This window comes from Ectopseudomonas chengduensis (assembly GCF_900102635.1).
Lineage (GTDB): Bacteria > Pseudomonadota > Gammaproteobacteria > Pseudomonadales > Pseudomonadaceae > Aquipseudomonas > Aquipseudomonas chengduensis.
In genome coordinates, this window is the sequence record NZ_FMZQ01000019.1 from 16,551 (window position 1) to 43,143 (window position 26,593).

The 26,593-nt window shown below is 64.9% G+C and carries 21 protein-coding genes; 10 read left to right on the plus strand and 11 right to left on the minus strand.

What is annotated here, in order from left to right; all coding sequences use genetic code 11:
- Positions 1-58: 58 nt before the first annotated feature.
- The gene (locus BLS08_RS23085; protein WP_055984768.1) at positions 59-1,060 is read right to left on the minus strand and encodes a DctP family TRAP transporter solute-binding subunit; all 1,002 of its coding nucleotides are present in this window, start codon (positions 1,058-1,060) and stop codon (positions 59-61) included.
- A 299-nt stretch (positions 1,061-1,359) separates the two neighbouring features.
- Between BLS08_RS23085 and BLS08_RS23090 the strand changes: the two genes are divergently transcribed.
- From BLS08_RS23090 to BLS08_RS23100, 3 genes are all read left to right on the plus strand, one after another.
- Positions 1,360-2,820 (plus strand): sigma-54 interaction domain-containing protein, encoded by a 1,461-nt coding sequence (locus tag BLS08_RS23090; protein WP_055984773.1) that lies wholly within the window; start codon positions 1,360-1,362, stop codon positions 2,818-2,820.
- A gap of 685 nt (positions 2,821-3,505) precedes the next feature.
- The gene (locus tag BLS08_RS23095; protein ID WP_017675747.1) at positions 3,506-4,891 is read left to right on the plus strand and encodes a GntP family permease; all 1,386 of its coding nucleotides are present in this window, start codon (positions 3,506-3,508) and stop codon (positions 4,889-4,891) included.
- Positions 4,892-4,960: 69 nt separating this feature from the next.
- Positions 4,961-6,514 carry an acyl CoA:acetate/3-ketoacid CoA transferase gene (locus BLS08_RS23100; RefSeq protein WP_017675748.1) on the plus strand — a complete coding sequence of 518 codons (1,554 nt, stop codon included), beginning with the start codon at positions 4,961-4,963 and terminating at the stop codon, positions 6,512-6,514.
- 156 nt (positions 6,515-6,670) lie between these two features.
- Here the strand turns inward: BLS08_RS23100 and speB are convergent, their stop codons facing one another.
- Together speB and BLS08_RS23110 are read right to left on the minus strand one after the other, a co-directional pair.
- Positions 6,671-7,636 (minus strand): agmatinase, encoded by a 966-nt coding sequence (speB, locus tag BLS08_RS23105; RefSeq protein WP_017675749.1) that lies wholly within the window; start codon positions 7,634-7,636, stop codon positions 6,671-6,673.
- Positions 7,637-7,688: 52 nt separating this feature from the next.
- A complete protein-coding gene (locus BLS08_RS23110) occupies positions 7,689-8,762 on the minus strand; it encodes a polyamine ABC transporter substrate-binding protein (protein WP_017675750.1) in 1,074 nt (357 codons plus the stop codon).
- Between the two features lie 141 nt (positions 8,763-8,903).
- Here BLS08_RS23110 and BLS08_RS23115 point away from each other — a divergent pair, with 141 nt between their 5' ends.
- The 5 genes from BLS08_RS23115 to BLS08_RS23135 all read left to right on the plus strand — a co-directional run bounded on the left by BLS08_RS23115 (position 8,904) and on the right by BLS08_RS23135 (position 13,010).
- Positions 8,904-9,800 carry a LysR family transcriptional regulator gene (locus BLS08_RS23115; protein ID WP_017675751.1) on the plus strand — a complete coding sequence of 299 codons (897 nt, stop codon included), beginning with the start codon at positions 8,904-8,906 and terminating at the stop codon, positions 9,798-9,800.
- Between the two features lie 50 nt (positions 9,801-9,850).
- The gene (locus BLS08_RS23120; protein ID WP_017675752.1) at positions 9,851-10,405 is read left to right on the plus strand and encodes an NADPH-dependent FMN reductase; all 555 of its coding nucleotides are present in this window, start codon (positions 9,851-9,853) and stop codon (positions 10,403-10,405) included.
- A 105-nt stretch (positions 10,406-10,510) separates the two neighbouring features.
- Positions 10,511-11,086 carry a TetR/AcrR family transcriptional regulator gene (locus tag BLS08_RS23125; protein ID WP_017675753.1) on the plus strand — a complete coding sequence of 192 codons (576 nt, stop codon included), beginning with the start codon at positions 10,511-10,513 and terminating at the stop codon, positions 11,084-11,086.
- A gap of 1 nt (position 11,087) precedes the next feature.
- Positions 11,088-11,966, plus strand: coding sequence for an alpha/beta hydrolase family protein (locus BLS08_RS23130; protein ID WP_017675754.1), 879 nt, complete (start codon positions 11,088-11,090; stop codon positions 11,964-11,966).
- A gap of 384 nt (positions 11,967-12,350) precedes the next feature.
- Positions 12,351-13,010 carry an endonuclease gene (locus BLS08_RS23135; RefSeq protein WP_017675755.1) on the plus strand — a complete coding sequence of 220 codons (660 nt, stop codon included), beginning with the start codon at positions 12,351-12,353 and terminating at the stop codon, positions 13,008-13,010.
- 84 nt (positions 13,011-13,094) lie between these two features.
- Here the strand turns inward: BLS08_RS23135 and hutC are convergent, their stop codons facing one another.
- The 6 genes from hutC to hutI form a co-directional block, all read right to left on the minus strand.
- Positions 13,095-13,808: a histidine utilization repressor gene (gene hutC, locus BLS08_RS23140; RefSeq protein ID WP_017675756.1), complete on the minus strand. Its 714-nt coding sequence runs from the start codon at positions 13,806-13,808 to the stop codon at positions 13,095-13,097.
- 217 nt (positions 13,809-14,025) lie between these two features.
- Positions 14,026-15,561: a histidine ammonia-lyase gene (gene hutH, locus BLS08_RS23145; protein ID WP_017675757.1), complete on the minus strand. Its 1,536-nt coding sequence runs from the start codon at positions 15,559-15,561 to the stop codon at positions 14,026-14,028.
- A 13-nt stretch (positions 15,562-15,574) separates the two neighbouring features.
- The gene (gene hutU / locus BLS08_RS23150; RefSeq protein ID WP_017675758.1) at positions 15,575-17,236 is read right to left on the minus strand and encodes a urocanate hydratase; all 1,662 of its coding nucleotides are present in this window, start codon (positions 17,234-17,236) and stop codon (positions 15,575-15,577) included.
- A 38-nt stretch (positions 17,237-17,274) separates the two neighbouring features.
- Positions 17,275-18,600: a YjiH family protein gene (locus BLS08_RS23155; protein ID WP_017675759.1), complete on the minus strand. Its 1,326-nt coding sequence runs from the start codon at positions 18,598-18,600 to the stop codon at positions 17,275-17,277.
- Positions 18,601-18,680: 80 nt separating this feature from the next.
- Entirely contained in the window at positions 18,681-19,616 is a 936-nt protein-coding gene (gene hutG, locus BLS08_RS23160; RefSeq protein ID WP_017675760.1) for a formimidoylglutamase, read from the minus strand.
- Entirely contained in the window at positions 19,606-20,823 is a 1,218-nt protein-coding gene (gene hutI, locus BLS08_RS23165) for an imidazolonepropionase (protein ID WP_017675761.1), read from the minus strand. The genes hutG and hutI overlap by 11 nt, the downstream gene beginning before the upstream one ends.
- 215 nt (positions 20,824-21,038) lie before the next feature.
- Here hutI and BLS08_RS23170 point away from each other — a divergent pair, with 215 nt between their 5' ends.
- Together BLS08_RS23170 and BLS08_RS23175 are read left to right on the plus strand one after the other, a co-directional pair.
- Complete coding sequence (locus BLS08_RS23170) at positions 21,039-21,629, plus strand: HutD/Ves family protein (protein ID WP_017675762.1); 591 nt, start codon at positions 21,039-21,041, stop codon at positions 21,627-21,629.
- 269 nt (positions 21,630-21,898) lie between these two features.
- Positions 21,899-23,203, plus strand: a complete 1,305-nt coding sequence (locus BLS08_RS23175; protein WP_017675763.1) for an OprD family porin — start codon at positions 21,899-21,901, stop codon at positions 23,201-23,203.
- 59 nt (positions 23,204-23,262) lie between these two features.
- Here BLS08_RS23175 and BLS08_RS23180 read toward each other — a convergent pair whose 3' ends face one another.
- Complete coding sequence (locus BLS08_RS23180; RefSeq protein WP_017675764.1) at positions 23,263-25,041, minus strand: acyl-CoA dehydrogenase C-terminal domain-containing protein; 1,779 nt, start codon at positions 25,039-25,041, stop codon at positions 23,263-23,265.
- 164 nt (positions 25,042-25,205) lie between these two features.
- On the minus strand, positions 25,206-26,525 hold the full coding sequence (locus BLS08_RS23185) for a GGDEF domain-containing protein (RefSeq protein WP_186351544.1): 1,320 nt from the start codon (positions 26,523-26,525) through the stop codon (positions 25,206-25,208).
- Positions 26,526-26,593 lie beyond the last annotated feature (68 nt).

Consider the following 26,593-nt stretch of genomic DNA (forward strand, 5'->3'; position numbering starts at 1 on the left):
GCTGCGGGACATCCACCACTACGCCCCGTAGTGTGGGCTTGCGGTCAGATAAAACGAATCAGGGCTGGGCCACGGCCTTGCGCGCGGCATCCATCAGCGCATCGCCGATACGCGGTGCCCATTTCTCATGCACGCTGGCGGTGGCTTCGACGAAGGCCGCGCGCTCGGTGTCGCTCAGTTCGATCACTTCCACGCCGCGCTCACGCACGTCGCCCAGGCGCTGCGCCTGGGCGCCACGCGACAGCTCGATCTCCCACTTGCCGGCGTCGATGGCCGCCTGGCGCAGCAGTTCGCGATCTTCCTCAGGCAGGGATTTCCATACGCGCTGGTTAACGGCGAACACCAGCGGGTCGGCCATGTAGTCCCACAGGGTCAGGTACTTCTGGCCCACCTGGTCGACACGTGCCACGTCGAATACCGACAGCGGGTTTTCCTGGCCGTCCACCGCGCCGGTGGTCAGTGCCGGCTTGGCATCGGCCCAGCTCATCTGCGTCGGGTTGGCGCCAAGGGCGGTGAAGGTGTCCTGGAACAGCGGCGAGCCAACCACGCGGATCTTCAGGCCCGTCATATCGGCCGGGCTGCGCACCGGCTTGGCCGAGTTGGACAGCTGGCGGAAGCCGTTCTCGCCCCAGGCCAGCGGCACGATGCCGCGCTGTTCGATGGCAGCGAAGGCCAGCTTGCCGGCTTCGCCCTGGGTGATGGCGTCGAGGTCGGCATCGTTCTTCATCAAAAACGGCAGGGAGAACAGGTTGAGTTCCGGCACCTGCGGCGACCAGTTGATGGTCGAGCCCACGGCCATGTCGATCAGGCCGGAGCGCATGGCGGAGAATTCCTTGGTCTGGTCGCCGGCGACCAGTTGCGCATTGGGGTACACGCGCAGGGTGATGCGCCCCTCGGAGCGCTCGTTGACCAGATCGGCCCACTTCTGCGCGGCCTGGCCCCAGGGGAAGGCGTCCGACAGTACGGTGGAAACGGAGTATTCACGCGCCTGCGCGGTGGCGCACAGGGCGGTCAGCGCAGCGCCAGCGGCGAGCGCGGAGAAGAGTCGCTTGAGTTTCATCGGGGCGTCCTTGTATGGATCTTGGTCATTGTCGTTGTGGCACCGGCAAAGCGGTGCGGATCCAGCGGCGAGCGGATGGCTCGCCTGGCGCGCCTGGTCGGCACGCGAAAGGGACACGGCAGGTGTCACGGCTGCCGGGCAGGCCTTGTGGGCGATCGGCAGGTGCCGGCGGGTTACGCGCGGCCGCCCAACTATTCCAGAAGCGCGCAGCGAATGCCATTGTCTGATGACTGTTGACGTTGCCCGGCCTGATCGGCGCTGCCCATAATCACCGGGATCTCATTTTCGGACACTCGCCCATGGCCATTTCCCGCGACGACCTCGACCAGCACGGTCTGATCATCGGCGTGTCGCCCGAACGCTTTCGCGCGGTGGCCATGCCGCTGCTGTTCGATCACCTCGATGCGCAGTGCGAGGGCACCATCGCGGTCAATCGCCAGGCACGCATCGTCTGGATCAACGACAAGTACGCGCAGAAGGTCGGCATCGCCGATGCGCGCACGGCACTGGGCAAGGAGATCGAGGAAGTGCTGCCGGCCAGCCGCCTGCGCGAGGTGGTGGAAAGCGGCCAGCCGAGCATGCTCGATCTGATGGCCTTCGGCAGCGAGCACTTCGTGGTCACCCGCATACCGCTGCGCGACGAGGACGGCACCCTGGTCGGCGCCCTGGGCTTCGTGCTGTTCGACCGCGCCCGCCACCTCAAACCGCTGATGGCCAAGTACGCCAACCTGCAGACGCAACTGCTCGCCACCCAGCACGAGCTGGCCAAGGCGCGTCGGGCGCGCTACACCATCGCCGGGTTCATCGGCGCCAGCAGTGCGGCCAGCGAGGTAAAGCGCCAGGCCCGCCGTGCTGCGCAGCTCGACTCCACCGTGCTGATTCGCGGCGAAACCGGCACCGGCAAGGAGCTGCTGGCGCAGGGCATCCACAATCTGTCGCCGCGCGCCAACGGCCCATTCGTCGCGGTCAACGTCGCAGCGATTCCGGAGACCCTGGTCGAGGCCGAGCTGTTCGGCACCGCACCCGGCGCCTTTACCGGCGCAGACCGTAAGGCGCGCATCGGCAAGTTCGAAGTGGCCAACGGCGGTACGCTGTTTCTCGACGAGATCGGCGATCTGCCGCTGCCGTTGCAGGCCAAGCTGCTGCGCGTTTTGCAGGAGCAGGAGGTGGAGCCGCTCGGCTCCAATCAGGTCAAGCCGCTCAACGTGCGGGTGATCGCCGCGACCCATATCGACCTGGAAGCCAAGGTGGCCGCCGGGCAGTTCCGCGACGATCTCTACTACCGCCTCAACGTGCTGGCCCTGCGCGTGCCGCCACTGCGCGAGCGTGCCAGCGACATTCCCGCACTGATCGAACACCTGCTCGATGACCTGGCCAACCGCTCCGGCCTGGCGCCCATGGAGCTGACAGACGATGCCCTCGCCCTGCTCTGCGCACAGCTGTGGAAGGGCAATGTGCGTGAGTTGCGTAACCTGCTGGAGCGGGCGCAACTGGCGGCCGATGGGCGACTGGATGGCGAAGTTTTACGTGGTTTGCTGGTCGATCCGGTGGCGCCAAGCGCGCCTACGCCCGTTGCGCCAGTGATGATGAGCACGACGCAGACGCTGGCCGAACAGTTGGCGCAGGCCGAGCGCCAGGCGTTGCAGGCGGCACTGGCGGCAACCGATGGCAATCGCCAATTGGCCGCCGAGCGCCTGGGCATTTCCCGCGCTGGTTTCTACGCCAAGCTGGCGCAGCATGGGCTGGGTCGCCGGGGCTGAGCGCCTCACCCTGTAGGAGCCGGCTTGCCGGCGATGCGCCCCCGCAACGCTTCTCCACAACAGTCGCGGCTAAAGCCCCTCCCACAAAAGCGTGGCGGGCCGCAATCGCGTATCCCGGATGAAATCCGGGAGCAGGCGCCCACAAAAGCCCCGGATTGCATCCGGGCTACGGTATTGATTGCTGGTCGTGGGAGCGGCTTCAGCCGCGATTGTCACCGAACCGGAAATCGCTTCGCGGCTAAAGCCGCTCCTACAGAAACCGTTGCCGTCCGCAATTTGTAGCCCGGATGAAATCCGGGGCCTGCCCTTTATGCAATCAACAATTGGCGGGTTGCACCCGCCCTACATCGCCGGTAGGGCGGGTGAAACCCGCCGGATGGGAACCGGGCGAGCGCAATTATGAAAACCATCAATGTCCAATTTCCTGGACTAAAAATCAGCGGACCATCCAAAAACCTGGACTAAATCCATAAATATGGACACCCACGATCCTCGCCCTCTCGACTCAAATCGCGCACTCAAGCCTGAAACCCTCGTTGCAGAGGCCTTCAACCCCTATCGACCAAAGTCTCACCCCACCCTGGCACGACTCTGGCTCTATATCCGGCAAAGGCGCGCTGCCGCATCCGCGCCTTCCCGATAGAACGGCCTCGAGCCGCTAGAACAACAACAAAAGGAACCACCCATGGGTACCCTCGGTATTCTGATTTCCCTCGCATTGTTGATGTACCTCGCCTATCGCGGCATCAACGTCCTGATCCTCGCTCCACTGCTGGCCCTGCTGGCGTTGCTGTTCGCCGGCGACATCGCTCTGCTGCTGCCCACCTACACCCAGGTGTTCATGAAGGCCATGGGCGGCTACGTGATCCAGTTCTTCCCGCTGTTCCTGCTGGGTGCACTGTTCGGCAAGTTGATGGACGACTCGGGATCAGCGCGCGCTATCGCCCATGGCATCGTCGCCAAGGTCGGCAGCGAGCGCGCGATCCTGGCCATCGTGCTGGCCTGCGGCATCCTCACCTACGGCGGTGTGTCGCTGTTCGTGGTGGCCTTCGCCGTGTATCCGATTGGCGCCGCGCTGTTCCGCGAGGCGGGCATTCCCAAGCGCCTGATCCCCGGTGCCATCGCCCTCGGCTCGTTCACCTTCACCATGACCGCGCTGCCCGGTACACCGGCTATCCAGAACGCCATTCCCAACCCCTTCTTCGGCACCGACGCCTTCGCGGCGCCGGGCCTGGGGGTGATCGCCGGCCTGATCATGTTCGGCCTCGGCACCTGGTGGCTAACCGCGCAGTCGCGCAAGCTGATGGCCGCGGGTGAAGGCTACGGCGAGCACCGCGACGACCCGGTCGTCGAAGAGCGGCGCGACATTCCCGGCTTCTGGCTGGCGCTGCTGCCGATCTTCGTGGTGATCGCGCTGAACTTCCTGATGGCCAAGCAGATTCTGCCGGCCGTCGACACCAGCTACCTGGCCAAGCCGGAATACGGCGGTCTGCAGGATGCCAAGTCGCTGATCGGCATCTGGTCGATCATCGTCGCCCTCGGCGCCGCCATCGTGCTGCTGATCGCCATGCACTGGAAGCGCTGGATGGACCTGAAGAAGAGCGTCAACGACGGCGCCTTCGGCTCCATGCTGCCGATCCTCAACACCGCCGCCGAGGTGGGTTACGGCACGGTGATCGCCTCGCTGGCCGGCTTCGTCATCATCCGTGACCTGGTGCTGGGCGTCTCCAGCAACCCGCTGATCTCCGAAGCGGTGGCGGTGAACATCCTCGCCGGCATCACCGGTTCCGCCTCCGGCGGTATGTCCATCGCCCTGAAGACCCTCGGCGCGCAGTACCTGGAAATGGCCAACGCCGCCGGCATCAGCCCCGAGCTGCTGCACCGCGTCGCCGCCATGGCCTCGGGCTGCATGGACACCCTGCCGCACAACGGCGCGGTGATCTCGCTGCTGGCGATCTGCAAGCTCACCCACCGCGAGTCGTACAAGTTCATCTTCGTCAACACCGTGGCCTTCCCACTGGTGGCGTTGGTTGTGGTGATCACCCTGGGCACCCTGTTTGGAAGCTTCTGACGAGCATGGCGCCCTCGGGCGCCGTGCTGTCCATATGCCGTGTTGTTCAATCGCTTTCGAGTACCCGCAATGAGCAAGATCATGACCGCCGCCGAAGCCGTGGCGCGTATCCCGGACAACGCCAACCTGGCCACCGGCGGCTTCGTCGGCATCGGTTTCGCCGAGCAGATCGCCATCGCCCTGGAGCAGCGTTTCGTGGCTGAACAGGCGCCGCGCGATCTGACCCTGGTGTATGCCGCCGGCCAAGGTGACGGCAAGGGTCGCGGCCTCAACCACCTGGCCCATGAAGGCCTGGTGCGCCGGGTGATCGGCGGCCACTGGGGCCTGGTGCCGGGGTTGCAGAAGCTGGCGGTGGACAACCGCATCGAGGCCTACAACCTGCCGCAGGGGGTGATCTCCCAGCTGTTTCGCGACATCGCCGCCGGCAAGCCGGGACAGCTGTCGCGGGTAGGCCTGGGCACTTACGTCGACCCGCGCCACGGCGGCGGCAAGCTCAATGCACGCACCACTGCCGATCTGGTGCGGTTGATGCCCATCGATGGCGAGGACTACCTGTTCTACCCGACCTTCCCGATCAACGTCGGCATCGTTCGCGCTACCAGCGCCGACCCTGACGGCAACCTCAGTTTCGAGCGCGAGGCGCTGACCATCGAGAGCCTGGCCATCGCCATGGCCGCGCGCAATAGCGGCGGCCTGGTGATTGCCCAAGTCGAGCGGGTGGTCGAGCGCGGCTCGCTCAACCCACGGCAGGTGAAGATTCCCGGCATCCTGGTGGATTGCGTGGTGGTGGCCGAGCCGGCCAATCACCAGCAGACCTTCGCCACCGCCTACAACCCCGCCTTCGCCGCCGAGACCCGCGTACCGGTGGACAGCCTGACCCTGATGCCGCTGGACGTGCGCAAGCTGATCGCCCGCCGCGCGGCGCTGGAGCTGAAAGCGGACGCGGTGGTGAATCTCGGCATCGGCATGCCCGAGGGTGTGGCGGCGGTGGCCGCCGAAGAGGGCGTGATCGAGCGCCTGACGCTGACCGCCGAGCCCGGCGTGATCGGCGGCGTGCCGGCCTCGGGCCTGGACTTCGGCGCAGCGAGCAATCATAGCGCCTTGCTCGACCAGCCCTACCAGTTCGATTTCTATGACGGCGGCGGCCTGGATATCGCGTTTCTTGGCCTGGCCCAGGCCGATGCAGCGGGCAACCTCAACGTGTCCAAGTTCGGCAGTCGCCTTGCGGGAGCCGGCGGTTTCATCAACATCAGCCAGAACGCCAAGCAGGTGGTGTTCGTCGGCACCTTCAGCGCCGGCAAGCAGGACATCCGCATCGAAGACGGCCAGCTGCGCATCGTCCAGGACGGCGAGCTGCGCAAGTTCGTTGCCGAGGTGGAACACCGCACCTTCGCCGGCCGCCTGGCCGCCGAGCGCGGCCAGCCGGTGCTCTACGTCACCGAGCGCTGCGTGCTGCGCCTGACTACCGAAGGGCTGGAGCTGATCGAAGTGGCGCCGGGCGTGGATATCCAGCGCGACATCCTCGCGCGCATGGACTTCGCCCCCATCGTGCGCCAGCCGAAGCTGATGGATGCGCGGCTGTTCCGGCCCGAGCCCATCGGCCTGGCGCAATGTCTGGACTGATGCCAGGACACTCTTTGAGCGTGAACTCACGGGCCTGAACAGGCCCGTTTTTTTGCCAGAAACTTATCGCGAATCGTAGGGTGGACCACGCTTCACCGGTCCACCATAGGTAAACGACGCGAATACCCCGGGTGGAAATGAACAGCGATTTCAACCCTAGGTCCTTTCATCCAGCTTATGCCGCGCGGCATACAGGCAGATCATCTCCATCGCCAGGGCGGCGCCGGCCAGCGCGGTAACCTCGGCGTTGTCGTATGGCGGTGCCACTTCCACCACGTCCATGCCGACCAGGTTGATACCGCGTAGACCGCGCAGGATCTCCAGCGCTTGATGGCTGGAAAGGCCGCCGCACACCGGTGTGCCGGTGCCGGGGGCGAAGGCCGGGTCGAGGCAGTCGATGTCGAAGGTCAGGTACACCGGATGCTCGCCCACCCGCGCGCGGATGCGCTCGGCGATCTGCTCCGGCGTGCTACGGTGTACCTCGCGGGCATCGAGCACCTGAAAGCCCATCACGTCGTCGTTGGTGGTGCGCAAGCCGATCTGCACCGAGCGCGCCGGGTCGACCAGGCCTTCACGCGCGGCGTGATAGAACATGGTGCCGTGGTCGATACGCTTGCCCTCCTCGTCCGGCCAGGTGTCGCTGTGCGCGTCGAAGTGGATCAGCGCCAGCGTGCCGTGCTTCCTGGCATGCGCCTTGAGCAGCGGATAGCTGATGAAGTGGTCGCCGCCCAGGGTCAGCAGCGCGCTGCCGGCCTCGAGAATGCGCGTGGCGTGCGCCTCGATCAGCGCCGGGGTGTCCTGCGGCGTGCCGTGGTCGAAATAGCAGTCGCCGTAGTCGACGCAGGCGAGCAGGTCGAAGGGGTCGAACTCCCAGGGAAAATGCCGCGCCCAGGCCGACTGGATCGAGGCAGCGCGGATCGCCCGCGGGCCGAAGCGGCTGCCGGGCCGGTTGGTGGTGGCGGTGTCGAACGGTACGCCGCTGATGGCCAGGTCCACGCCGGTGAGGTCACGGCTGTAGCGCCGGCGCATGAAGCTGGTGATGCCGGCGTAGGTGGGCTCGGCGGCGGTGCCGTAGAGGCTGGCGCGGGTGATGGCCTGGTCGTTGTCGAAGGCTTGGTCCATGGTCGAATACTCGTTTCGGTGATGTTCGCGAGCAGAGCTCGCTCCTACAGACTCAGTACTGGCTGCGGAAGGCTGTCCACAGGCGGGTGCGCTGACGATGCTCGCGCAGGCTCAGCACCTGCTCGGCGAACAGGCGTGCGCGCACGGCTTCGGGCGGGTAGATATCCGGGTCACCGCTCACCGCCTCGTCCAGCAGGGGCGTGGCGGCGTGGTTGGCGTTGGCGAAGAACAGTTCGTTGGTCAGCTCGGCGATGGCCTCGGGTTGCAGCATGAAGTCGATGAACGCACGGGCGTTGCCCGGATGCGGCGCGTCGGCGGGAATGGCCATGGTGTCGAACCAGATCAGCGTGCCTTCGCGCGGAATGCGGTAGAGCACCTCGAACGGCTGCCCGGCCTCGACAGCACGCGCAGCGGCCGTGCCGGCGTCACCGGTGTAGGTCAGCGCCAGGCAGGTCTCGCCCTTGGCCAGGTCGTCGATCTGCCGGGCATTGCCGATGTAGCGCAGGTTCGGTTGCAGCGCCGCGAGCAGAGCGCTGGCCGCGTCCAGATCGGCGCCTTTGGTGCTGTAGGGCGGCTTGCCCAGGTAATTGAGGGCGATGGCGATCACCTCCTGCGGCGAGTCGAGCACGGAGATGCCGCAATCCTTGAGCTTGCTGGCGTACTCGGGCTTGAACAGCAGGTCGAGGCTGTCCAGCGCCACGCCGGGCAGGCGTCGTTCCACGGCCTGCTTGTTGATCGCCAGGCCCACCGTGCCCCAGGTGTAGGGCACGCCGTACTGATTGCCGGGGTCTACGCTGGCCAGCTTGGCCAGCAGTTCGGGGTCGAGGTTGCCGGCGTTTTGCAACGCCCCCACCGGCTGCAGTGCCTTGGCCTGGATGGCGCGCGACAGGCCGCTGGAAGCGGGAAAGACCAGGTCATAGCCGCTGCCGCCGGTCATCAGTTTGCTCTCCAGCACATCGGTGCTGTCGAAGGTGTCGTATTTGACGCGGATGCCGGTTTCGGCCTGGAAGCGCGCAAGCGCCTGCGGCGCCACGTAGTCGGCCCAGTTGTACAGATTGAGCTGTTTCGGCTCGGCCATCAGCGGTGTGGCGATAGCCAGGAGCAGCAAGCTTGCAGCAAGACGCATGGTGGGTTCCTCGGGCAGATGCGGTTGGCCGCGCCTCTCTGCTGGAGGCTAGGCATGTCGGCATCCTGCACCCGGCGTTGCTTCGGATAAATTCGAAGTGTTCTACTCCAACATCGACAGCCATCAATGTATGGAGCACACATGCTCAGCCAACTGCGCGACCTCGACCTGCAACTGCTGCGGCTGTTCGTCACCGTGGGGGAGAGCGGCGGCTTCAGCGCCGCGCAGGGTGAGCTGGGCATCGGCCAGTCGACCATCAGCACACAGATGGCCAAGCTGGAAACCCGCCTGGGCTTTCGCCTGTGCGAGCGCGGCAAGGCCGGCTTTCGCCTGACACCCAAGGGCGAGCAGGTGCTGGCTGCCACACGCAAGCTGTTCGCCGCCATCGAGACCTTCAAGGGCGAAGCCCAGGGCATGGCCGACAAGCTGCTCGGCGAGCTGCGCATCGGTCTATCGGAGGCGCTATCGGACGAGGTGATCGAGCGTATCGGCAAGGCCGTCGGACGTTTTCGCCAGCGCAACCAGGCGGTGCAGATCGAACTGCTCAGCGCCATGCCCGCCGAGCTGGAGCGACGCCTGCTGCAGGATCAGCTGCAACTGGCCATCGGCTATTTTTCCGGCAGCCAGACGGCGCTGGATTACCAACCACTGTTCGAGGAGCGCCAGCGCCTGTACTGCGGCAGCCAACATCCGCTGTTCGCGCGGCAAACGCTGAGCGCCGACGACCTGCAGGACTGCGACCGGGTTGTGCATCCCTATCGTTTCATCGCCGCCGACGAGCCCTGGCAGGGCGGTAGCAGCAGCGCCCGTTGCGAGCAGGTCGAGGGCAGCCTGGCGTTCATCCTCTCCGGCGCGCACCTGGGCTATCTGCCCGAGCACATTGCCCAACCCTGGGTGAACCGCGGTGGCCTGCGCGCGCTGCCCGGCACCTGGGATTTCACCGTGCAGTTTCGCCTGGCCAGTCACCGTGGCCATCCGCCCAGCGAGGCGCAGAAGGCCTTCAGCGAAGATCTGCTGGATGCATTCAGCACCTGCTGAAACATCCGGGGTCTATAGTGGTTGTTCCTTCCTCACCTTCTGGAGTACACATGAGCAAGACTTACAACGTCGCCGTACTGGTCGGCAGCCTGCGTAAAGCCTCCATCAACCGCAAACTGGCCCTGGCGCTGGCCGATCTGGCACCAGCCTCGCTGAATCTGGAAATCCTCGAGATCGGCGACCTGCCGCTGTACAACGAAGACGCCGACGGGGATACCGCTCCGGCCTCCTACGCGCCGTTTCGCAGCAAGCTCAAGGCGGCCGACGCGGTGCTGTTCATCACCCCCGAATACAACCGCTCGATCCCGGCGCCGATGAAGAACGCCATCGATGTCGGCTCACGCCCGTATGGCCAGAGCGGCTTCAGCGGTAAACCAGGCGCCGTGCTCAGTGCCTCGCCGGGCGCCGTTGGTGGCTTTGGTGCCAACCATCACCTGCGCCAGTGCCTGGTGTTCCTCGACGTGCATGTGCTGCAGCAGCCGGAGGCTTATCTCGGTGGCGCCGGCAACTTCTTCGACGAGAACGGCGTACTCAGCGACGGCATCAAGCCGTTCCTGCAGAAATTCATCGACGCCTATGCCGCCTGGGTAGCCAAGCAGGCCTGATACCTCGCGCCGCCCACTGGGCGGCGCTCCACTATGCCGATATGCCCTCATCTACGGCCTGAATGACACTGGCAGCTAGACCGACCGGTCTACATAATCCAGGCCATGACCAAGACTACTCGCGACAAACTGATCGACGCCATGATCGATGCCCTGCAACGCAAGGGTCTGCATGGCGTTGGTTTGAACGAACTGCTGGCCGCCGCCGATGCGCCCAAGGGCAGCCTTTATCACCACTTCCCGAACGGCAAGACCGAACTGGCCGTGGCCGCCATCGAGCGTGTCGGCCAGCGCGCCGAGCAGGCGTTCGCTGCGCTCTTCGAGCGCCAGTCCGATCCACTCGATGCGCTGACTATCTGGCTACAGAGCGCGCTTGGCCAGTTGCAGGAAAGCGCCTTCGAGCGCGGCTGCCCGCTAGCCACCGTGGCCCTGGAAAGCGGCCCGCAAGATCATGAAATTCGTGCAGCCCTGGCCAATGCCTTCGCCGCCATTCGCCAGGCACTGCAGCAGCAGTTGCAACGTCATGGTTACCCACAGCCAGAAGGGCTCGCGGCCCTATTCGTCGCGCTCTACGAAGGCGGTCTGCTGCAAGCGCGAGTCGCCGGCAGCAGCGAGCCGCTGAAACAGGCCGTCGCCACCCTGCTCCACCTGACCCGCCAGCACCGCATGGAGCCTACCTGACATGAGCACGAGCATTCGCCGCGAAACCCAGCCCCTGCTAGCCCTCGACGACTATCCGTTGGCCGCCACGCGCTACCACGCAGAGCGCCCCCAGGCACAATTGCTGATCGCCGGCGCTACCGGCGTGCCGCAAGGTTTCTATCGGCGCTTCGCTGAGCATGCCGCCAGCCGTGGTTTCAACACCATGACCCTGGACTACCGCGGCATCGGCCAGTCCAAGCCAGACAGCCTGCGTGGTTTCGAGATGGAGTATCTGGACTGGGCCCATATCGACCTGGCCGCCGCGGTGGATCAACACCGGCACGCCGAGCGCCCGCTGTTCATGATCGGTCATTCGTTCGGCGGTCACGCCTTTGGCCTGCTGCCCAACCATGATCAGGTCGCCGGCTTCTACACCTTCGGTACCGGCGCCGGTTGGCACGGCTGGATGCCCAGGGCCGAGCAGGTGCGCGTACTGGCCATGTGGCGCCTGATAGGCCCGCTGATGACGCGCTACAAGGGCTACCTGGCCTGGAGCAAACTGGGCATGGGCGAGGATCTGCCGCTAGGCGTGTACCGTCAGTGGAAACGCTGGTGCCGCTTCCCGCGCTACTTCTTCGACGACCCGCAGATGCCGGGGCTGGCCGAGCGCTTCGCCCAGGTGAAGACACCGATGGTGGCGCTCAACAGCCTGGACGATCTTTGGGCACCGCCCGCATCACGCGATGCCTTCATGGCCGCCTATGTGAATGCGCCCTACCAGGCGCGCACGCTCGACTCGCAGGCAGAGGGCCTGGGCGCTATCGGTCATATGGGGTATTTCCGCCCTGCGGCGCAGCGTCTGTGGGACGAGACGCTGGATTGGTTCGAGCAATTGCGCGTCGAACAACGAGCAGCTTGAGCAGGCCGCTGAAAATCTCTGGGCCAGAAAAAAGAAAACCCCGCGATTGCGGGGCCTTGCAGACTGTTGTCCTGACATCCTTGATCTGCTCACCATCCTGGCGGCTGTCCAGCGTGTCCCTGTTCGTCTAGGCGCTTCCTGCGCTGAATCCATATGCAGCAGAGTACGCTCGTACCTGATCGACCGACAGTGGCGAAAATCGTGACATCGTGTAAGCCATGGCTTACACGCATTCTCCCTCTGTCAGCCGTCTGACTTTGCTCGGGCCATTCCAGATTGGGAGAAAGCATTTGGCCATGTTTTTTGTGACGTACGTCTTGCTAGACTGCATCTTGTCCTACAAAAACAACAGACTCCGACAACGGCAGTCACTGGGGCTAGAGTATGCGCGCAGTCACCTTGCTTCTTGGTTGCCTGGCAACCTGCATCAGCAGCTTCTCCCTGGCCAATGGCCAGACCCAACTGGGCGACGTCAAACAGGCCATCGATCAGGCGTTCTGGCAGGATCTTTACGGTAATGGCGGCACCACGCTCTATTGCGGCCAGACCTTCGCCCGCGAAAGCGGCACCCTCACTGCCAGCCCGATCTACAGCAGCAAGCAGCTCAAGAGCGCGATGCGCTGCGTCACCGACCGCCAATGCACCATCATGAACCCGCGCTATCCGTACATCGTCGCCGACCTGCACAACTACTACCCGGCGCTGAGCCGCGTGGAGCTGGCACGACGCAATGCCCAGTTCGCCGAACTGGCCGATGACGTGCCGAGCAAGTTCGCCGATATCGGCTGCGACCTGAAAACCAGCTTCCAGCTGGTGGAGCCACGTGACGAAGCCAAGGGCAATATCGCCCGGGCGATCTTCTACATGCACATCGAATACGGGTTGCCCATCGTCGGCCTGGTGCCGATGTACAAGGCCTGGCACCGCATGGACCCGCCGGATGCCGAAGAAAAGGCACGCAACGACAAGATTGAGGTGCTGCAGGGCACGCGCAATCGCTTTATCGACGATCCTGCGCTAGTGGATCAGCTGATCAGCGACTGACCCCGAGCACAGTGGCAGGGGCTTTAACTGCGACGAAACCACTGCGCATCGCCGGCAAGCCGGCTCCTACGGTTTGTGGAAAGCCTACGCTCTGCGTTTGTGCAGCGAGCGCAGTTTGTAGCGGTCACCGGGATGGATCAGCCGTGCATAGCTGATCAGGTGATCGTCCGACCAGGTGCGGCGGATCACGCTCAGGCAGGGCATGGCCGGGTCAATCTGCAGCAGCTCGGCCGTGCGCGCATCCACCAGTACCGCTTCAACCACATGCTCGACATCCGAGATCGGACAGCTGGCGACCAGCACCTCGTTGGGGGTGACCTGGGTGAAGTCGCTCTGCAGGTAATGCGGCACCCAGCGCGGGTTGACGAAGCGGTCCTCGAGCTGGATCGGCAGACCGTCCTGCAGGTGCACGAGGATGCTGTGAAACACCTCGCCGCCCAGGCGCAGCCCCAGACGCAGGGCCACTTCGTCATCGGCGGCGATGGCCTCGCAGCGCACCACTTCGTTGCTGTAGGCATGGCCGCGACCGCGCACTTCGCTGGCAATGTTCATCACCTCGTGCAGCGGCGACTCGGCCTTGCGGTCGGTGACGAAGGTGCCGAGCCCGGCCTGACGCACCAGATAACCCTTCTGCACCAGATTCTGGATCGCCTTGTTGGCGGTCATGCGGCTGACGGCGAAGTCGCGCGCCAGCTGTTCCTCGGGCGGGATCTGGTGGTTGACCGGGTAGGCGCCGCCGTGAATGCGCTCGAGGAGAAAATCCTCGATGGCCTTGTAGCGCGGGGTGGGACTGGTCACGGCTGCTCCTTGGATATGCCCGGTGCGCGGATGATACATCAGCCATACGAGTGATCTCGCAGGAGCCCCGCCTCGGGGCGAAAGCGGTCGCGGCCGCTGCGCAAGACCTGCGGCGTAACCAGCATTCGCCGCAGAGCGCGGCTCCTACAAAGACCGTAGCCCGGATGAAATCCGGGAGCCCAAAGATCGAGCTCCGGATCGCATCCGCGCAACGCGATCACCCCACCGAAGGCAGCATGCCGGCCGGCAGCAGCGGCGTCAGCACGCGCTCGGCGAGCAGAGCATCGGCGGCGGCGATGTCCGGGGCGAAGAAGCGGTCCTCGACGTAATACGGCACCTTGGCGCGCAGCGCCTGACGCGCCTGTTCCAGCGCCGGTGTGCTCTTCAGCCCTTCACGGAAGTCCAAGCCCTGGCAGGCGCCGAGCCATTCCACGGCCAGCACGCCACGGGTGTTGGCGGCCATGTCCCACAAGCGTTTGCCGGCAGCCGGGGCCATGGAAACGTGGTCTTCCTGGTTGGCCGACGTCGGCAGACTGTCGACGCTGTGCGGGTGAGACAGTGCCTTGTTCTCGCTGGCCAGGGCCGCAGCGGTGACCTGGGCGATCATGAAGCCGGAGTTGACCCCGCCATTGGCCACCAGGAACGGCGGCAGCTGCGACATGTGCTTGTCCATCATCAGCGAGACGCGGCGCTCGGACAGCGAGCCGATCTCGGCGATGGCCAGGGCGATATTGTCGGCGGCCATGGCCACGGGTTCTGCGTGGAAGTTGCCACCGGAAATCACCTCGCCTTCGGCGGCGAACACCAGCGGGTTGTCGGATACCGCGTTGGCCTCGACGCCGAGCACCTCGGCGGCCTGACGCAGCTGGGTCAGGCATGCGCCCATGACCTGCGGCTGGCAACGCAGCGAGTACGGGTCCTGCACCTTGTCGCAGGCGGCGTGGGAGCGGCCGATCTCGCTGCTGTCGCCGAGCAGGTGGCGGAACGCCGCTGCTGCGTCGATCTGCCCGCGCTGGCCACGGGCGGCATGGATGCGCGCATCGAAGGGCGAGCGCGAACCCAGCAGCGCCTCGACGCTGAGCGCGCCGCAAACGCTGGCGGCAGCGTACAGGTCCTCGGCCTCGAACAGCCCGCGCAGGGCGTAGGCGGTAGACACCTGGGTGCCGTTGAGCAAGGCCAGGCCCTCCTTGGCGGCCAGGGTCATCGGCTCCAGGCCGGCGATGGCCAGCGCCTCGGTGGCCGGCAGCCATTCACCCTTGTATCGCGCCTGGCTTTCGCCGAGCAGCACCAGCGACATATGCGCCAGCGGCGCCAGGTCACCGGAAGCGCCGACCGAGCCTTTCAGCGGAATGTGCGGGTAGACCTCGGCGTTGACCAGGGCGATCAGCGCGTCGATCACCTGGCGGCGGATGCCGGAGAAACCGCGCGCCAGGCTGTTGATCTTCAGCAGCATGATCAGGCGCACCATGGCGTCATCCAGCGGCTGACCGATGCCGGCGGCGTGGGACAGCACCAGCGAACGCTGCAGCTTTTCCAGGTCGTCGTTGGCGATGCGGGTCGAGGCCAGCAGGCCGAAACCGGTGTTGATGCCGTAGGCGGTGCGGCCCTCGGCGATGATCTGGTTGACGCAGGCGACGCTGGCGTCGATGGCCTTATGGGCGCCGGCGTCCAGAGTCAGTTGCACAGGCGCCTGGTAGGCGGCGCGCAGGTCGGCCAGGGTCAGTTGGCCGGGTTTCAGGTTAAGCGTATTCATGGAATCTCTTTCCTCAGCCGATCATCGGCAGGTTCAGGCCCTGCTCGCGGGCGCAATCGATGGCGATCTGGTAACCGGCATCAGCGTGACGCATCACGCCGGTGCCCGGGTCGTTGGTCAGCACGCGGGCAATGCGCGCGGCAGCTTCGTCGGTGCCATCGCAGACGATGACCATACCCGAATGCTGGGAGAAGCCCATGCCGACGCCGCCGCCGTGGTGCAGCGACACCCAGGTGGCGCCGCTGGCGGTGTTGAGCAGGGCGTTGAGCAGCGGCCAGTCGGACACGGCATCGGAGCCGTCCTGCATCGCTTCGGTCTCGCGGTTGGGGCTGGACACCGAGCCGCTGTCCAGGTGGTCGCGGCCGATGACTATGGGCGCACTCAGCTCACCCGAACGCACCATCTCGTTGAAGGCCAGGCCGAGCTTGGCGCGCAGACCCAGGCCGACCCAGCAGATACGCGCCGGCAGGCCCTGGAAGCTGATGCGCTCGCGGGCCATGTCCAGCCAGCGGTGCAGGTGGGCGTCATCCGGGATCAGTTCCTTGACCTTGGCGTCGGTCTTGTAGATGTCCTCGGGGTTGCCGGACAGCGCCGCCCAGCGGAACGGGCCGATGCCTCGGCAGAACAGCGGGCGGATGTAGGCCGGGACGAAACCGGGGAAGTCGAAGGCGTTGCTCACGCCCTCTTCCTTGGCCATCTGGCGGATATTGTTGCCGTAGTCGAAGGTCGGCACGCCCATCTTCTGGAAGTCGAGCATGGCCTGCACGTGCACGGCCATGGACTGCTTGGCGGCCTTGACCACGCCAGCCGGGTCGGTGGCTGCACGATCCTTGTACTCGGCCCAGCTCCAGCCGATCGGCAGGTAGCCGTTGAGTGGATCGTGGGCGCTGGTCTGGTCGGTGACCATGTCCGGGCGCACGCCACGGCGTACCAGCTCCGGCAGTATCTCGGCGGCGTTGCCCAACAGGGCGATGGAGATGGCCTTGCCTTCAGCGGTGTACTTGGCGATGCGCGCCAGGGCGTCGTCCAGATCGGTGGCCTGCTCGTCGACATAACGGCTGCGCAGGCGAAAATCGATGCTGGTCTGCTGGCATTCGATGTTCAGCGAGCAGGCGCCGGCCAGGGTGGCGGCCAGCGGCTGGGCGCCGCCCATGCCGCCCAGGCCTGCGGTCAGCACCCAGCGACCTCTGAGGTTGCCGGCGTAGTGCTGACGACCGGCTTCGACGAAGGTTTCATAGGTGCCCTGGACGATGCCCTGGCTGCCGATGTAGATCCAGCTGCCGGCGGTCATCTGGCCGTACATGGCCAGGCCCTTGGCATCCAGCTCGTTGAAGTGCTCCCAACTGGCCCAGTGCGGCACCAGGTTGGAGTTGGCGATCAGCACGCGCGGTGCGTTGCTGTGGGTCTTGAACACGCCGACCGGCTTGCCGGATTGCACCAGCAGGGTCTCGTCGTCATTCAGGTTGGTCAGGCTCTCGACGATCTTGTCATAGCACTCCCAGTTGCGTGCGGCGCGGCCGATGCCGCCGTACACCACCAGCTCCTTGGGATTCTCGGCCACGTCCGGGTCGAGGTTGTTCATCAGCATGCGCAGCGGCGCTTCGGTCAGCCAGCTCTTGGCAGTGAGCGTGGTGCCACGCGGGGCGCGGATTTCGGTGTCGCGGAACTTGGTCATGTTGCGGGCTCCTGTGGGAACGGGTCAGTGGTGGGCGGTCAGAGCCAGCCCAGAAATTGGGCGAGGTAGGCCAGGGGGATGGCCAACAGCAGGCTGAGCAGGGTGCGCTGCAGCCAGATCAGCAGCAGATGGCCCAGGCTCAGGGGAATTCGCGTGGCCAGCACGCAGGGAATCGAGGCAGACAGAAACAGCACGCTGCTGACCGAAACGATGGCGGTGACGAACTTCACCAGCACGTCGGCATCCTTGAGCAGCATCGCCGGCAGGAACATTTCCGCCAGGCCGGCGGAGATGGCGCGGGCCACCTGCATCGGCTCGTCCAGGCCGAACAGCCAGGTCAGCGGGTAGAGCAGCACGCCGAGGGCATCGAACAGCGGCGTGTACTTGGCGGCGAGCAAGCCGAGCAGGCCGACGGCGAGAATGCTCGGCAGGATGGCGGCGGTCATGCGCAGGCCATCGACGAAGGTTTCGCGCAGCGCCGAGCCCAGCGATGGCGCATTGCTGGCCTGCTGCATGCCGGCGCGCCAGGCACTGCCCAGGCGGCTTTCACCGGGTTGCAGCTGCGCCTCGGGCGTAGATTCGGACGGCAGGCGCGACAGCGGGTAGATGCGCGCGCTGATCGCGGTGACGGCGAAGGTCACCGCCATGGCGCCCCAGAAATACAGGTTCCACTGACCCATCAGGCCCAGGGTCTTGGCGATGATAACCATGAACGGCGCCGAGACAGTGGAGAAGCCGGTGGCGATGATCGCCGCCTCGCGCACGCTGTAATGGCCCTGCTGGTACATGCGGTCGGTGATCAACAGGCCCACCGAGTAGCTGCCGACGAAGGATGCCACGGCGTCGATGGCCGACTTGCCCGGTGTGCGCCAGATCGGCCGCATCACCGGCTGCATCAGCACGCCGATCAGCTCCAGCAGGCCGAAGCCGATCAGGAACACCAGCGCCAGCGAACCCAGCGGCACGATTAGCGCCAGGCTTAGCACCAGCTTCTCGAACAGAAACGGCAGCATGTCCGGCTGGTACAGCGCCTGCGGGCCGAGCTGCAGCAGATAGGCGGCGCCGATCAGCAGGCCGAACACCTTGAGCACGCTGAACACCGTGTGGGTCAGGCTGCGCCGCCAACTGCCGTCGAGCCAGGGAGCGACCGCGCCGTAGAGCATGAACAGCAACGCCACGCCGACCACCAGCGGCCGCGCGTGCAGTTGCAGGGCGCTGGCGGCGTGGTCGAGGAGGATGGTCGAGCGCCCGGCGATCTCGAACGGCACGAAGAACAGCAACAGGCCGATCAGGCTGTAGCCCAGCAGGCGCGCCAATGCGCGCGAGCGCGACACGCCAGCGCTCAAAGGCAGGGACTCAGACATGACGCGGCTCCTGGCCGCAGCGGGCGGTAATGAACATCGGGGTTTCCTCGTAGTTGTTGTTGTGCGGGAAAGCGTCGAGCTCAGAGGCTGAGCAGATGAATCAGCCGCGCCGCCACCTTGGCGGTGCGGTTGTCGATGTCGTAGTCGGGGTTGATCTCGGCCAGGTCTGCCAGGCGCAGCTTGCCGCTGGCCTTGAGCCGTTCGAGCAGCGGCTCCAGCAGCTCAAGGCGCACGCCACGGGCTGCTGGCGCGCTGACGCCCGGCGCCTCGCAGGCCGGCAGCACGTCGATGTCGATGGTCAGATAGAGCGCGTCGCACTCGGCGGCGAAGGCGTCCAGCTCGGCGCCGATGCTCTCCAGGGTCGACTCGCGAATCTGGTGATCCTCGCGCACCAGCACGTTCAGCTCGGCCGCACGAGCGAACAGCGCGCGGGTGTTGCTGGCGCGGCTGACGCCCAGGCAGGCGTAGCGGAACGGCCAGCCGCGTGCGGCACACTGCTCGGCGATCTGCGCGAAGGGTGTGCCGGAGGAATGCACATGGGCCGGGTCGCGCAGGTCGAAATGGGCGTCGAAATTGATGATGCCGATACGAGGGGCAGGATTGCCAGACAGATGCTCGGCCAGGCCCGACCAACTGCCGAAGGCCACTTCATGACCGCCACCGATTACCAGCGGCAGATGGCCGACATCCAGCAGCGCGCAGACGTTACGACCGAGGCGGGCCTGCGCCGCTTCCAGGTCGCCGTCTTCGCAGGTCACGTCACCGGCGTCATAGGCCGGTGCCTGACGATGCCAGGCCAGGTTGGCCAGCGCCTTTCGTACGCTTTGCGGCGCAGCGGCAGCACCGACGCGGCCATGGTTGCGGCGCACGCCCTCGTCGCAGGCGAACCCCAGCAGGGCCAGGCCCGGCTGGCTGTCTTCGGCGAGTGCGCGGATGCGCTGGTGCCAGCGCGCGCTGTCGGTTTCCGGGTCGGTACGACCGCTCCAGGCAGCCATGCTGTGACGATCAGCGAGCATGAGTAATGGCTCCGTTGAAAACGCGCTGACGCAGGCGCCCGGCCTGCACCGCGTAGGCCAGTTCGGCCGGTTGCTGGATATCCCACAGGCACAGATCCGCTGGCGCGCCGACCGCGATGCGGCCGAGGTCGGGCAGGCCGAGGGCGCGGGCGCCATGGGCGGTCATGCCGGCCAGGGCTTCGCGCGGGGTCAGGCGAAACAGGGTGCAGGCCAGGTTGGCCATCAGCGTGGGCATGCAGATCGGCGAGGTGCCGGGGTTGGCGTCGCTGGCCACGGCCATCGGTACGCCGTACTGGCGCAGCAGTTCGATGGGCGGCAGCTGGGTTTCGCGGAGCACGTGGAAGGCGCCGGGCAGCAGAACAGCGACGGTGCCGGCCTCGGCCATGGCGCGCACGCCGGCCTCATCCAGGTATTCGATATGGTCGACAGACAGCGCACCGTAACGTGCGGCCAGGGCGCTGCCGCCCAGATTGGACAGCTGCTCGGCATGGGCCTTGATCGCCAGACCATGGGCCTGAGCGGCCTGGTAGATACGTTCGCACTGCGCCGGGGAAAAGCCGATGCCTTCGCAGAACACGTCCACCGCATCGGCCAGGCCTTCCGCTGCGGCGGCCGGAATCATCTCGTCGCAGACCAGGCTTACGTAGTCGTCGGCGCGGCCGGCGTATTCCGGCGGCAGCGCGTGGGCGCCGAGCAGCGTGGTGAGCACGCGCACCGGGCGCAGCTGGCCGAGGCGACGGGCCACGCGCAGCATCTTCAACTCACTTTCGACGGTCAGGCCGTAACCGGACTTGATCTCCACCGTGGTCACGCCATCGGCCAGCAGCGCATCGAGGCGCGGCAGGCTGGCGGCGATCAGCTCGTCCTCGCTGGCCGCGCGAGTGGCGCGCACGCTGCTGAGGATGCCGCCGCCGTTGCGGGCGATGGTTTCGTAGCTGACGCCTTCCAGGCGCTGCTCGAACTCTCCAGCGCGGTTGCCGGCATAAACCAGATGGGTGTGGCAATCGACCAGGCCTGGGGTCATCACGCCGCCACGCCCAGCTTCGACTGCACCCTGAGCCAGCGCCTCGTCGAAGGTGCGTGACGGCCAAAGACCGGCAATGCGACCGTCCTCGACCAGTACGTTCATCGCCTCGTCCAGCTGCGCCAGGCCATCGAAGACCTGCACATCGCGCCAGAGCTGTTTCGAGGTGGAATGCATCGGCATGGGATTCTCCCGGCTTGTTTTGTATATACAATATGAGTGGATCGAATCGGCGTCAAGCTGTCAGCAACGGCCTGACCTTATGATCACAAGACCTGGCAAGACGGCTTGATACCCTGAATAGAGCGTTACCGGCCTCTATTTGGAGACATCTTCGCCGACCCTGTGATCGGAACCGTTTGTCGCCTAGCCTTTATGTATATACATTTGGAGAGATCATGCCCTGCACCCTGCTCGACCCCACAACTGCCCGCGCAATGCCCTGGAAGAACGGTGGCGGCTCCACCGTGGAATTGGCTATTTCGCCAGCGGATGCCGGCCTGGAGGATTTCGCCTGGCGCATCAGCACTGCGCAGGTGGCGGTGGATGGTGCCTTTTCCAGCTTCCCGGGCATCGACCGCAGCTTGGCCGTGCTCGCCGGTAACGGCGTGTGCCTGCAACGCGCCGACGGGCAGCGCGAAATGCTGCTCAGCGGTGGCGCCATAGCCGTGTTCGGCGGTGAAGAAGCGATCAGCGCCCATCTGCTGGACGGCCCGATCACCGATCTCAACCTGATGACGCGACGCGGCGTCTGGAAGCATGAGTTGCAGTTGCTTGAGTGGCAGGGCGAACAGGCGCTGCAGAACGATGCCGAGATTTTGCTGCTGTGGAATGCCGCGCCCGAAGCTCTGCACTATCAACTGCCAGAGGGCGGTCAGCAGGTGCTGGCAGCACACAGTGGTGTGCTGCTGGAGAACGAGCAGGGGCGCCTCACACTGGAAAGTGATCAGCCATCGCTACTCTACGTTAGCCGAATGCGCAGAGGCTGAGCACCAGAAGAACTGCGGGACGCCAAAAGCGACGCCCACACGATGCCAATGCGCCATCGCGTCGGTATCTGACCGCTGACCGTCGCTCTCACCCATTACCTCCCCCCTCACCTCCGTACCCTCCCCCGGGTTCGCCGAATGCGAACTCGGGGGATTCGCTGCTTCACGGCCAGCACATCGGCCCTTTCAACACTCTCGCCAACCAAGGGAGGACGCGACACCCCTTTCTCTGCCGCCAACGATGTCTAAAAACATACGGAGAGCAAGCCATGTCATTTCGCAGAAAAACACTACTGGCCCTGGCCATCAGCACCGCAACGGGGGCACCACTGGCCTTGGCCAGTCAGGCCGAAAGCCAGGGTTTCATCGAAGACAGCCACCTGAAGTTCATGACCCGCAACCTCTACTGGAATCACGATCGCCATGGCGGTGCTGATGACCGGCGCGAATGGGGCCAAGGTTTTCGCCTCGACTACACCTCCGGCTATACCCAGGGCACCCTTGGCTTCGGCGTCGACCTGAGCGCCTATTCGGCGATCAAGCTCGATGGTGGTCGTGGATACTCTGGACAGGCGGGCGTACTGGTACCGGATGGCGAAGGCACCAAGGACGCAGCAGGCTCTGCCGGCGCCTCGGTGAAGATGCGTCTGTCCAACACCGAACTGCGTTATGGCAACAACCTGCGTCCTTACAACCCGGTTTTCGCACCGGCCGATGCGCGCCTGGTTCCGGGCACCGCTACCGGATTCTGGCTGACCAGTTCAGAGTGGGCAGGCCTGGACCTCGAAGCCGGACACATGACCGCCTCCAAGGACTTCAACAGCACAAACAACGACGATGATTTCTACGCATCCTACGCTGGCGTCAGCACGGATACCGTGGACTTCGTCGGCGGCAACTACGCAATCACCGACAACCTCAGCGTCAGCCTCTATGGCTCGGAGTACAAGGACATCTGGCGTCAGTACTACGCCAACACCAACTACACCTACTCGCTGAGTGACGATCAGAGCCTGAACTTCGACTTCAACATCTATCGCTCGAATGACGAAGGTCGCAAGCTGGCCGGCGAGATCGGCGTCACCGCCTGGTCGTTCGCCGCTGCTTACACCGTCGGCGCGCACACCTTCAAGGTTACCCACCAACGCATCAATGGCGACCAGCCATTCGACTACCTGGGCATGGGGCCAGGCACTTTCCATGATTCCATCTACCTGGCCAACTCCTCGCAACTGGTGGATTTCAACGGCCCGAACGAACGCTCCTGGGGTCTGTTCTACGACCTCAACATGGCCAGCTATGGCGTGCCCGGTCTGACCTTCCACGCCCGCTACATCCGTGGTACCGACGTCGATGGCAGCAAGATGGATCCGAGCAGCCCCTACGCCTATTACGCTGACAGCGAAGACCACTGGGAACGTGATCTCGCCGTGGGCTATGTGGTGCAGAGTGGCCCGGCCAAGGACCTGTCCTTCAAGTTGCGTCAGGCCACCCACCGTATCGGCAACGGCAAGTCCGACGTGTCCTCAGATCAGTTTCGCCTGATCATCGAGTTCCCGTACGAGATTTTCTGACCCTGTAAATGCACAAGCCCCGGCACTCAGGCCGGGGCTTGCGTACGCACCACACAGGATCAGAACTGCGCAGCATCCAACAGATACAGCGACTCGCTACCGGCCTTGATCGACGTACTCAGCGAGTGAATGCGCGGCAGCAAGCGGGCGAAATAGAAGCGCGCGGTACCCAGCTTGCTGGCGTAGAACTCGTCCTGCCCTTCCTTGCCCAGCGCGGCACGCGCCATCAAGGCCCACATGTAGGCATAGGCGGTGTAGCCGAACACATGCAGGTACTCCACCGAGGCCGCACCGATCTCGTTGGGGTTGCCCTTGGCACGATCCAGCACCCAGGCGGTCAGCTCGTCGAGGTTCTGCACGGCCGCCGCCAGCGGCTTGGTGAACTCGTCGAGATTGGCATCGGCCGAAGCGACGAAGGCCTTGATCTCGTCGGCCAGGTGCTTGTAGAAGCTGCCGCCGCTGCCAACGATCTTGCGCCCCATCAGGTCCAGCGACTGGATGCCGTTGGTGCCTTCGTAGATCTGGGTGATGCGGCAGTCACGCACCAGCTGCTCCTGGCCCCACTCACGGATGAAGCCGTGGCCGCCGAAGATCTGCTGGCCATGCACGGTGGTTTCCAGCGCCATGTCGGTGAGGAAGGCCTTGGCTACCGGCGTCAGCAGCGCCACCAGCTCGTCGGCGCGCTTGGCGGTGTCCTTGTCCTCACTGTACTTGGCGGTATCGAGCTGCATGGCGACGTAGCTGGAGAAGGCGCGACCACCCTCGTTCAGCGCCTTCATGGTCAGCAGCATGCGGCGCACGTCCGGATGCACGATGATCGGGTCGGCGGCTTTGTCTTTGGCCACCGGGCCGGTCGGCGCGCGACTCTGGATGCGCTCGCGGGCGTATTCGATGGCGCTCTGGTAGCTGCGCTCGCCCAGGGCCAGGCCCTGGATGCCAACGCCCAGGCGCTCGTAGTTCATCATGGTGAACATGGCGTTAAGGCCCTTGTTCACCTCGCCGACCAGGTAGCCGGTGGCGCCGTCAAAGTTCATCACGCAGGTGGCCGAGGCCTTGATGCCCATCTTGTGCTCGATGGAGCCGCAGCCCAAGGCGTTCTTCTCGCCCAGCGAGCCGTCGGCGTTGACCATGACCTTGGGCACGATGAACAGCGAAATGCCTTTCGGGCCCGCCGGCGCGTCCGGCAGCTTGGCCAGCACCAGGTGGATGATGTTCTCGGTCAGGTCGTGCTCGCCACCGGTGATGAAGATCTTGGTACCGCTGATCTTGTAGCTGCCGTCGGCCTGGGGCTCGGCCTTGGTGCGAATGATGCCCAGGTCGGTGCCGGCATGCGGTTCGGTCAGGCACATGGAACCGGCCCAGACGCCGGCGTACATGTTCGGCAGGTACTGCGCCTTCAGCTCTTCGCTGGCGTGGTTGAGGATCGACAGGCAGGCGCCGGCGGTGAGCATCGGGTACAGGCCGAAGGACAGGTTGGCCGAGTTGACCATCTCCTCGACCTGGGCGCCGATCACCTTGGGCATGCCCATGCCGCCGAACTCCGGCGAACCGCCGACACCGACCCAGCCACCCTCGGCGTAAGTCTGGTAGGCTTCGGGGAAACCGGCCGGGGTTTTCACCGCGCCGTTGTCCCAGGAGCAGCCTTCTTCGTCACCGCTACGGTTCAGCGGGGCGATGCTGCCGGCGGTGACTTTGCCAGCTTCTTCCAGGATGGCACTGGCGGTATCGGCATCGACCACCTCGGCCAGGGCCGGCAGCTCGGCCCAGAGCTTGGAGACTTCGAATACTTCATTGAGCACGAAGCGCATGTCGCGCAGGGGGGCTTTGTAATCGGCCATGACACATCCTCGAAAACGGACTTACGTGAGAGGGCCGAGTTTACTTGAACAACTTTATAGAGACATAGGGTCTTGTTGTGACCAGTAATTCACATCCAGTCACTAACTATCTGATTGACTGAGGCCAAGGAAAACCTCTGCTGACCGCTCGTCTGCCAGCGCAGCTATTCGCGCCCGGAGGCCAGCTTCACAGCCCCGCGACGCTGGCCGACGCTACGGATGCAATTGCGCCCGGCGGCCTTGGCGCTGTACAGCGCCTTGTCCGCCTCCTTGATCACTTCCTGCGGCGTGCGTTGCTCGGCCTGACGTTCGGCGACGCCCATGCTCACGGTCACCGACACCTCGCTGGCGGCCTTGCCAGCCCGGCGCTGCTTGCCTTCACGGTCATCACGCGGGCGGTTTTGCGGATCGCGCAGTTGCATGCGGTACTGCTCGATGGCCATACGCACTGCCTCGATGTGCGGTAGGGATTGCTCCACGCTCTTGCCGGGAAACAGCAAGGTGAACTCCTCACCGCCATAGCGGTAGGCCTTGCCGCCACCGCCAACCTTGCGCAACTGACCGGCGACCAGACGCAACACCTGATCACCGACATCATGGCCGTGGGTATCGTTGAATTTCTTGAAGTGATCGACGTCGACCATGGCGATCACATAGTCACGCCCCAGGCGCTGCAGGCGCTCGTTGAGCGCCCGCCGGCCCGGCAGCCCGGTGAGTTCGTCGCGGAAGGCCATCTGGTAGGCCTCGTGCGCCACGGCAGCCACCAGCATGAGCATCACCATGCTGATCATCACCTGCAACGCGTTGGCCAGGATGAACACCTGCGGCAACATCCACAGCAGACCGCACAGCCCCACCAATTGCGCCGCGTGCAGCGGCCTGGGCTTGCGCAGGTACTGCACTGACAGAGCGATGAAAGCGAGCAGGAACGCCAGATAGACCAGTTGCGCCAGGTTCATCCAGGCACCATGCAGCGACGGCCAGTGAATCTGTGCCAGCCAGTCGGCGATACCCTGTGGATAACGGCGCGCCAGACCAAAGGCCACCGCGCTGACCGCCAGCAGCACCAGGGCGCGGGCGAGCATGTCCTGCGCCAGGTGCGAGCGCTCCTCCCAGCAGCCGTAGAGGGCATAGAGCAGCGGTAGCAACAGACAGATCATATGGAAGACCAGAGCCGCATCGTCGCGTATCTGGCCATTGTCACGGAAGTGATCGACCTGGATATCCAGCAGGAAGTAGCCGACATACAGCGCCAGCAGCAGAAACACCTCGCGCTGACGGCCATAGACCAGACAGAACGCACCGCCGAGCAACAACAGCAGCGTCGGCAATACATTGAACAGGGAGATGAAGAACTCGCTCAGCCCTGGCAGCAGAGCAGCCACTATCCCACCGGCCAGCAAAGGCAGCGACGAGAAGAAGTGACTGAGGCGCAAATTGGCCGGACGGATCACGCTGACATCCTGGGCGAGAGATGAAGGCATTCTGCCTGCTTCGCCTGTTGAAAACAGCGACAGGATGCGACATTCCCTTCAGTACCCGGCGCAAAAAC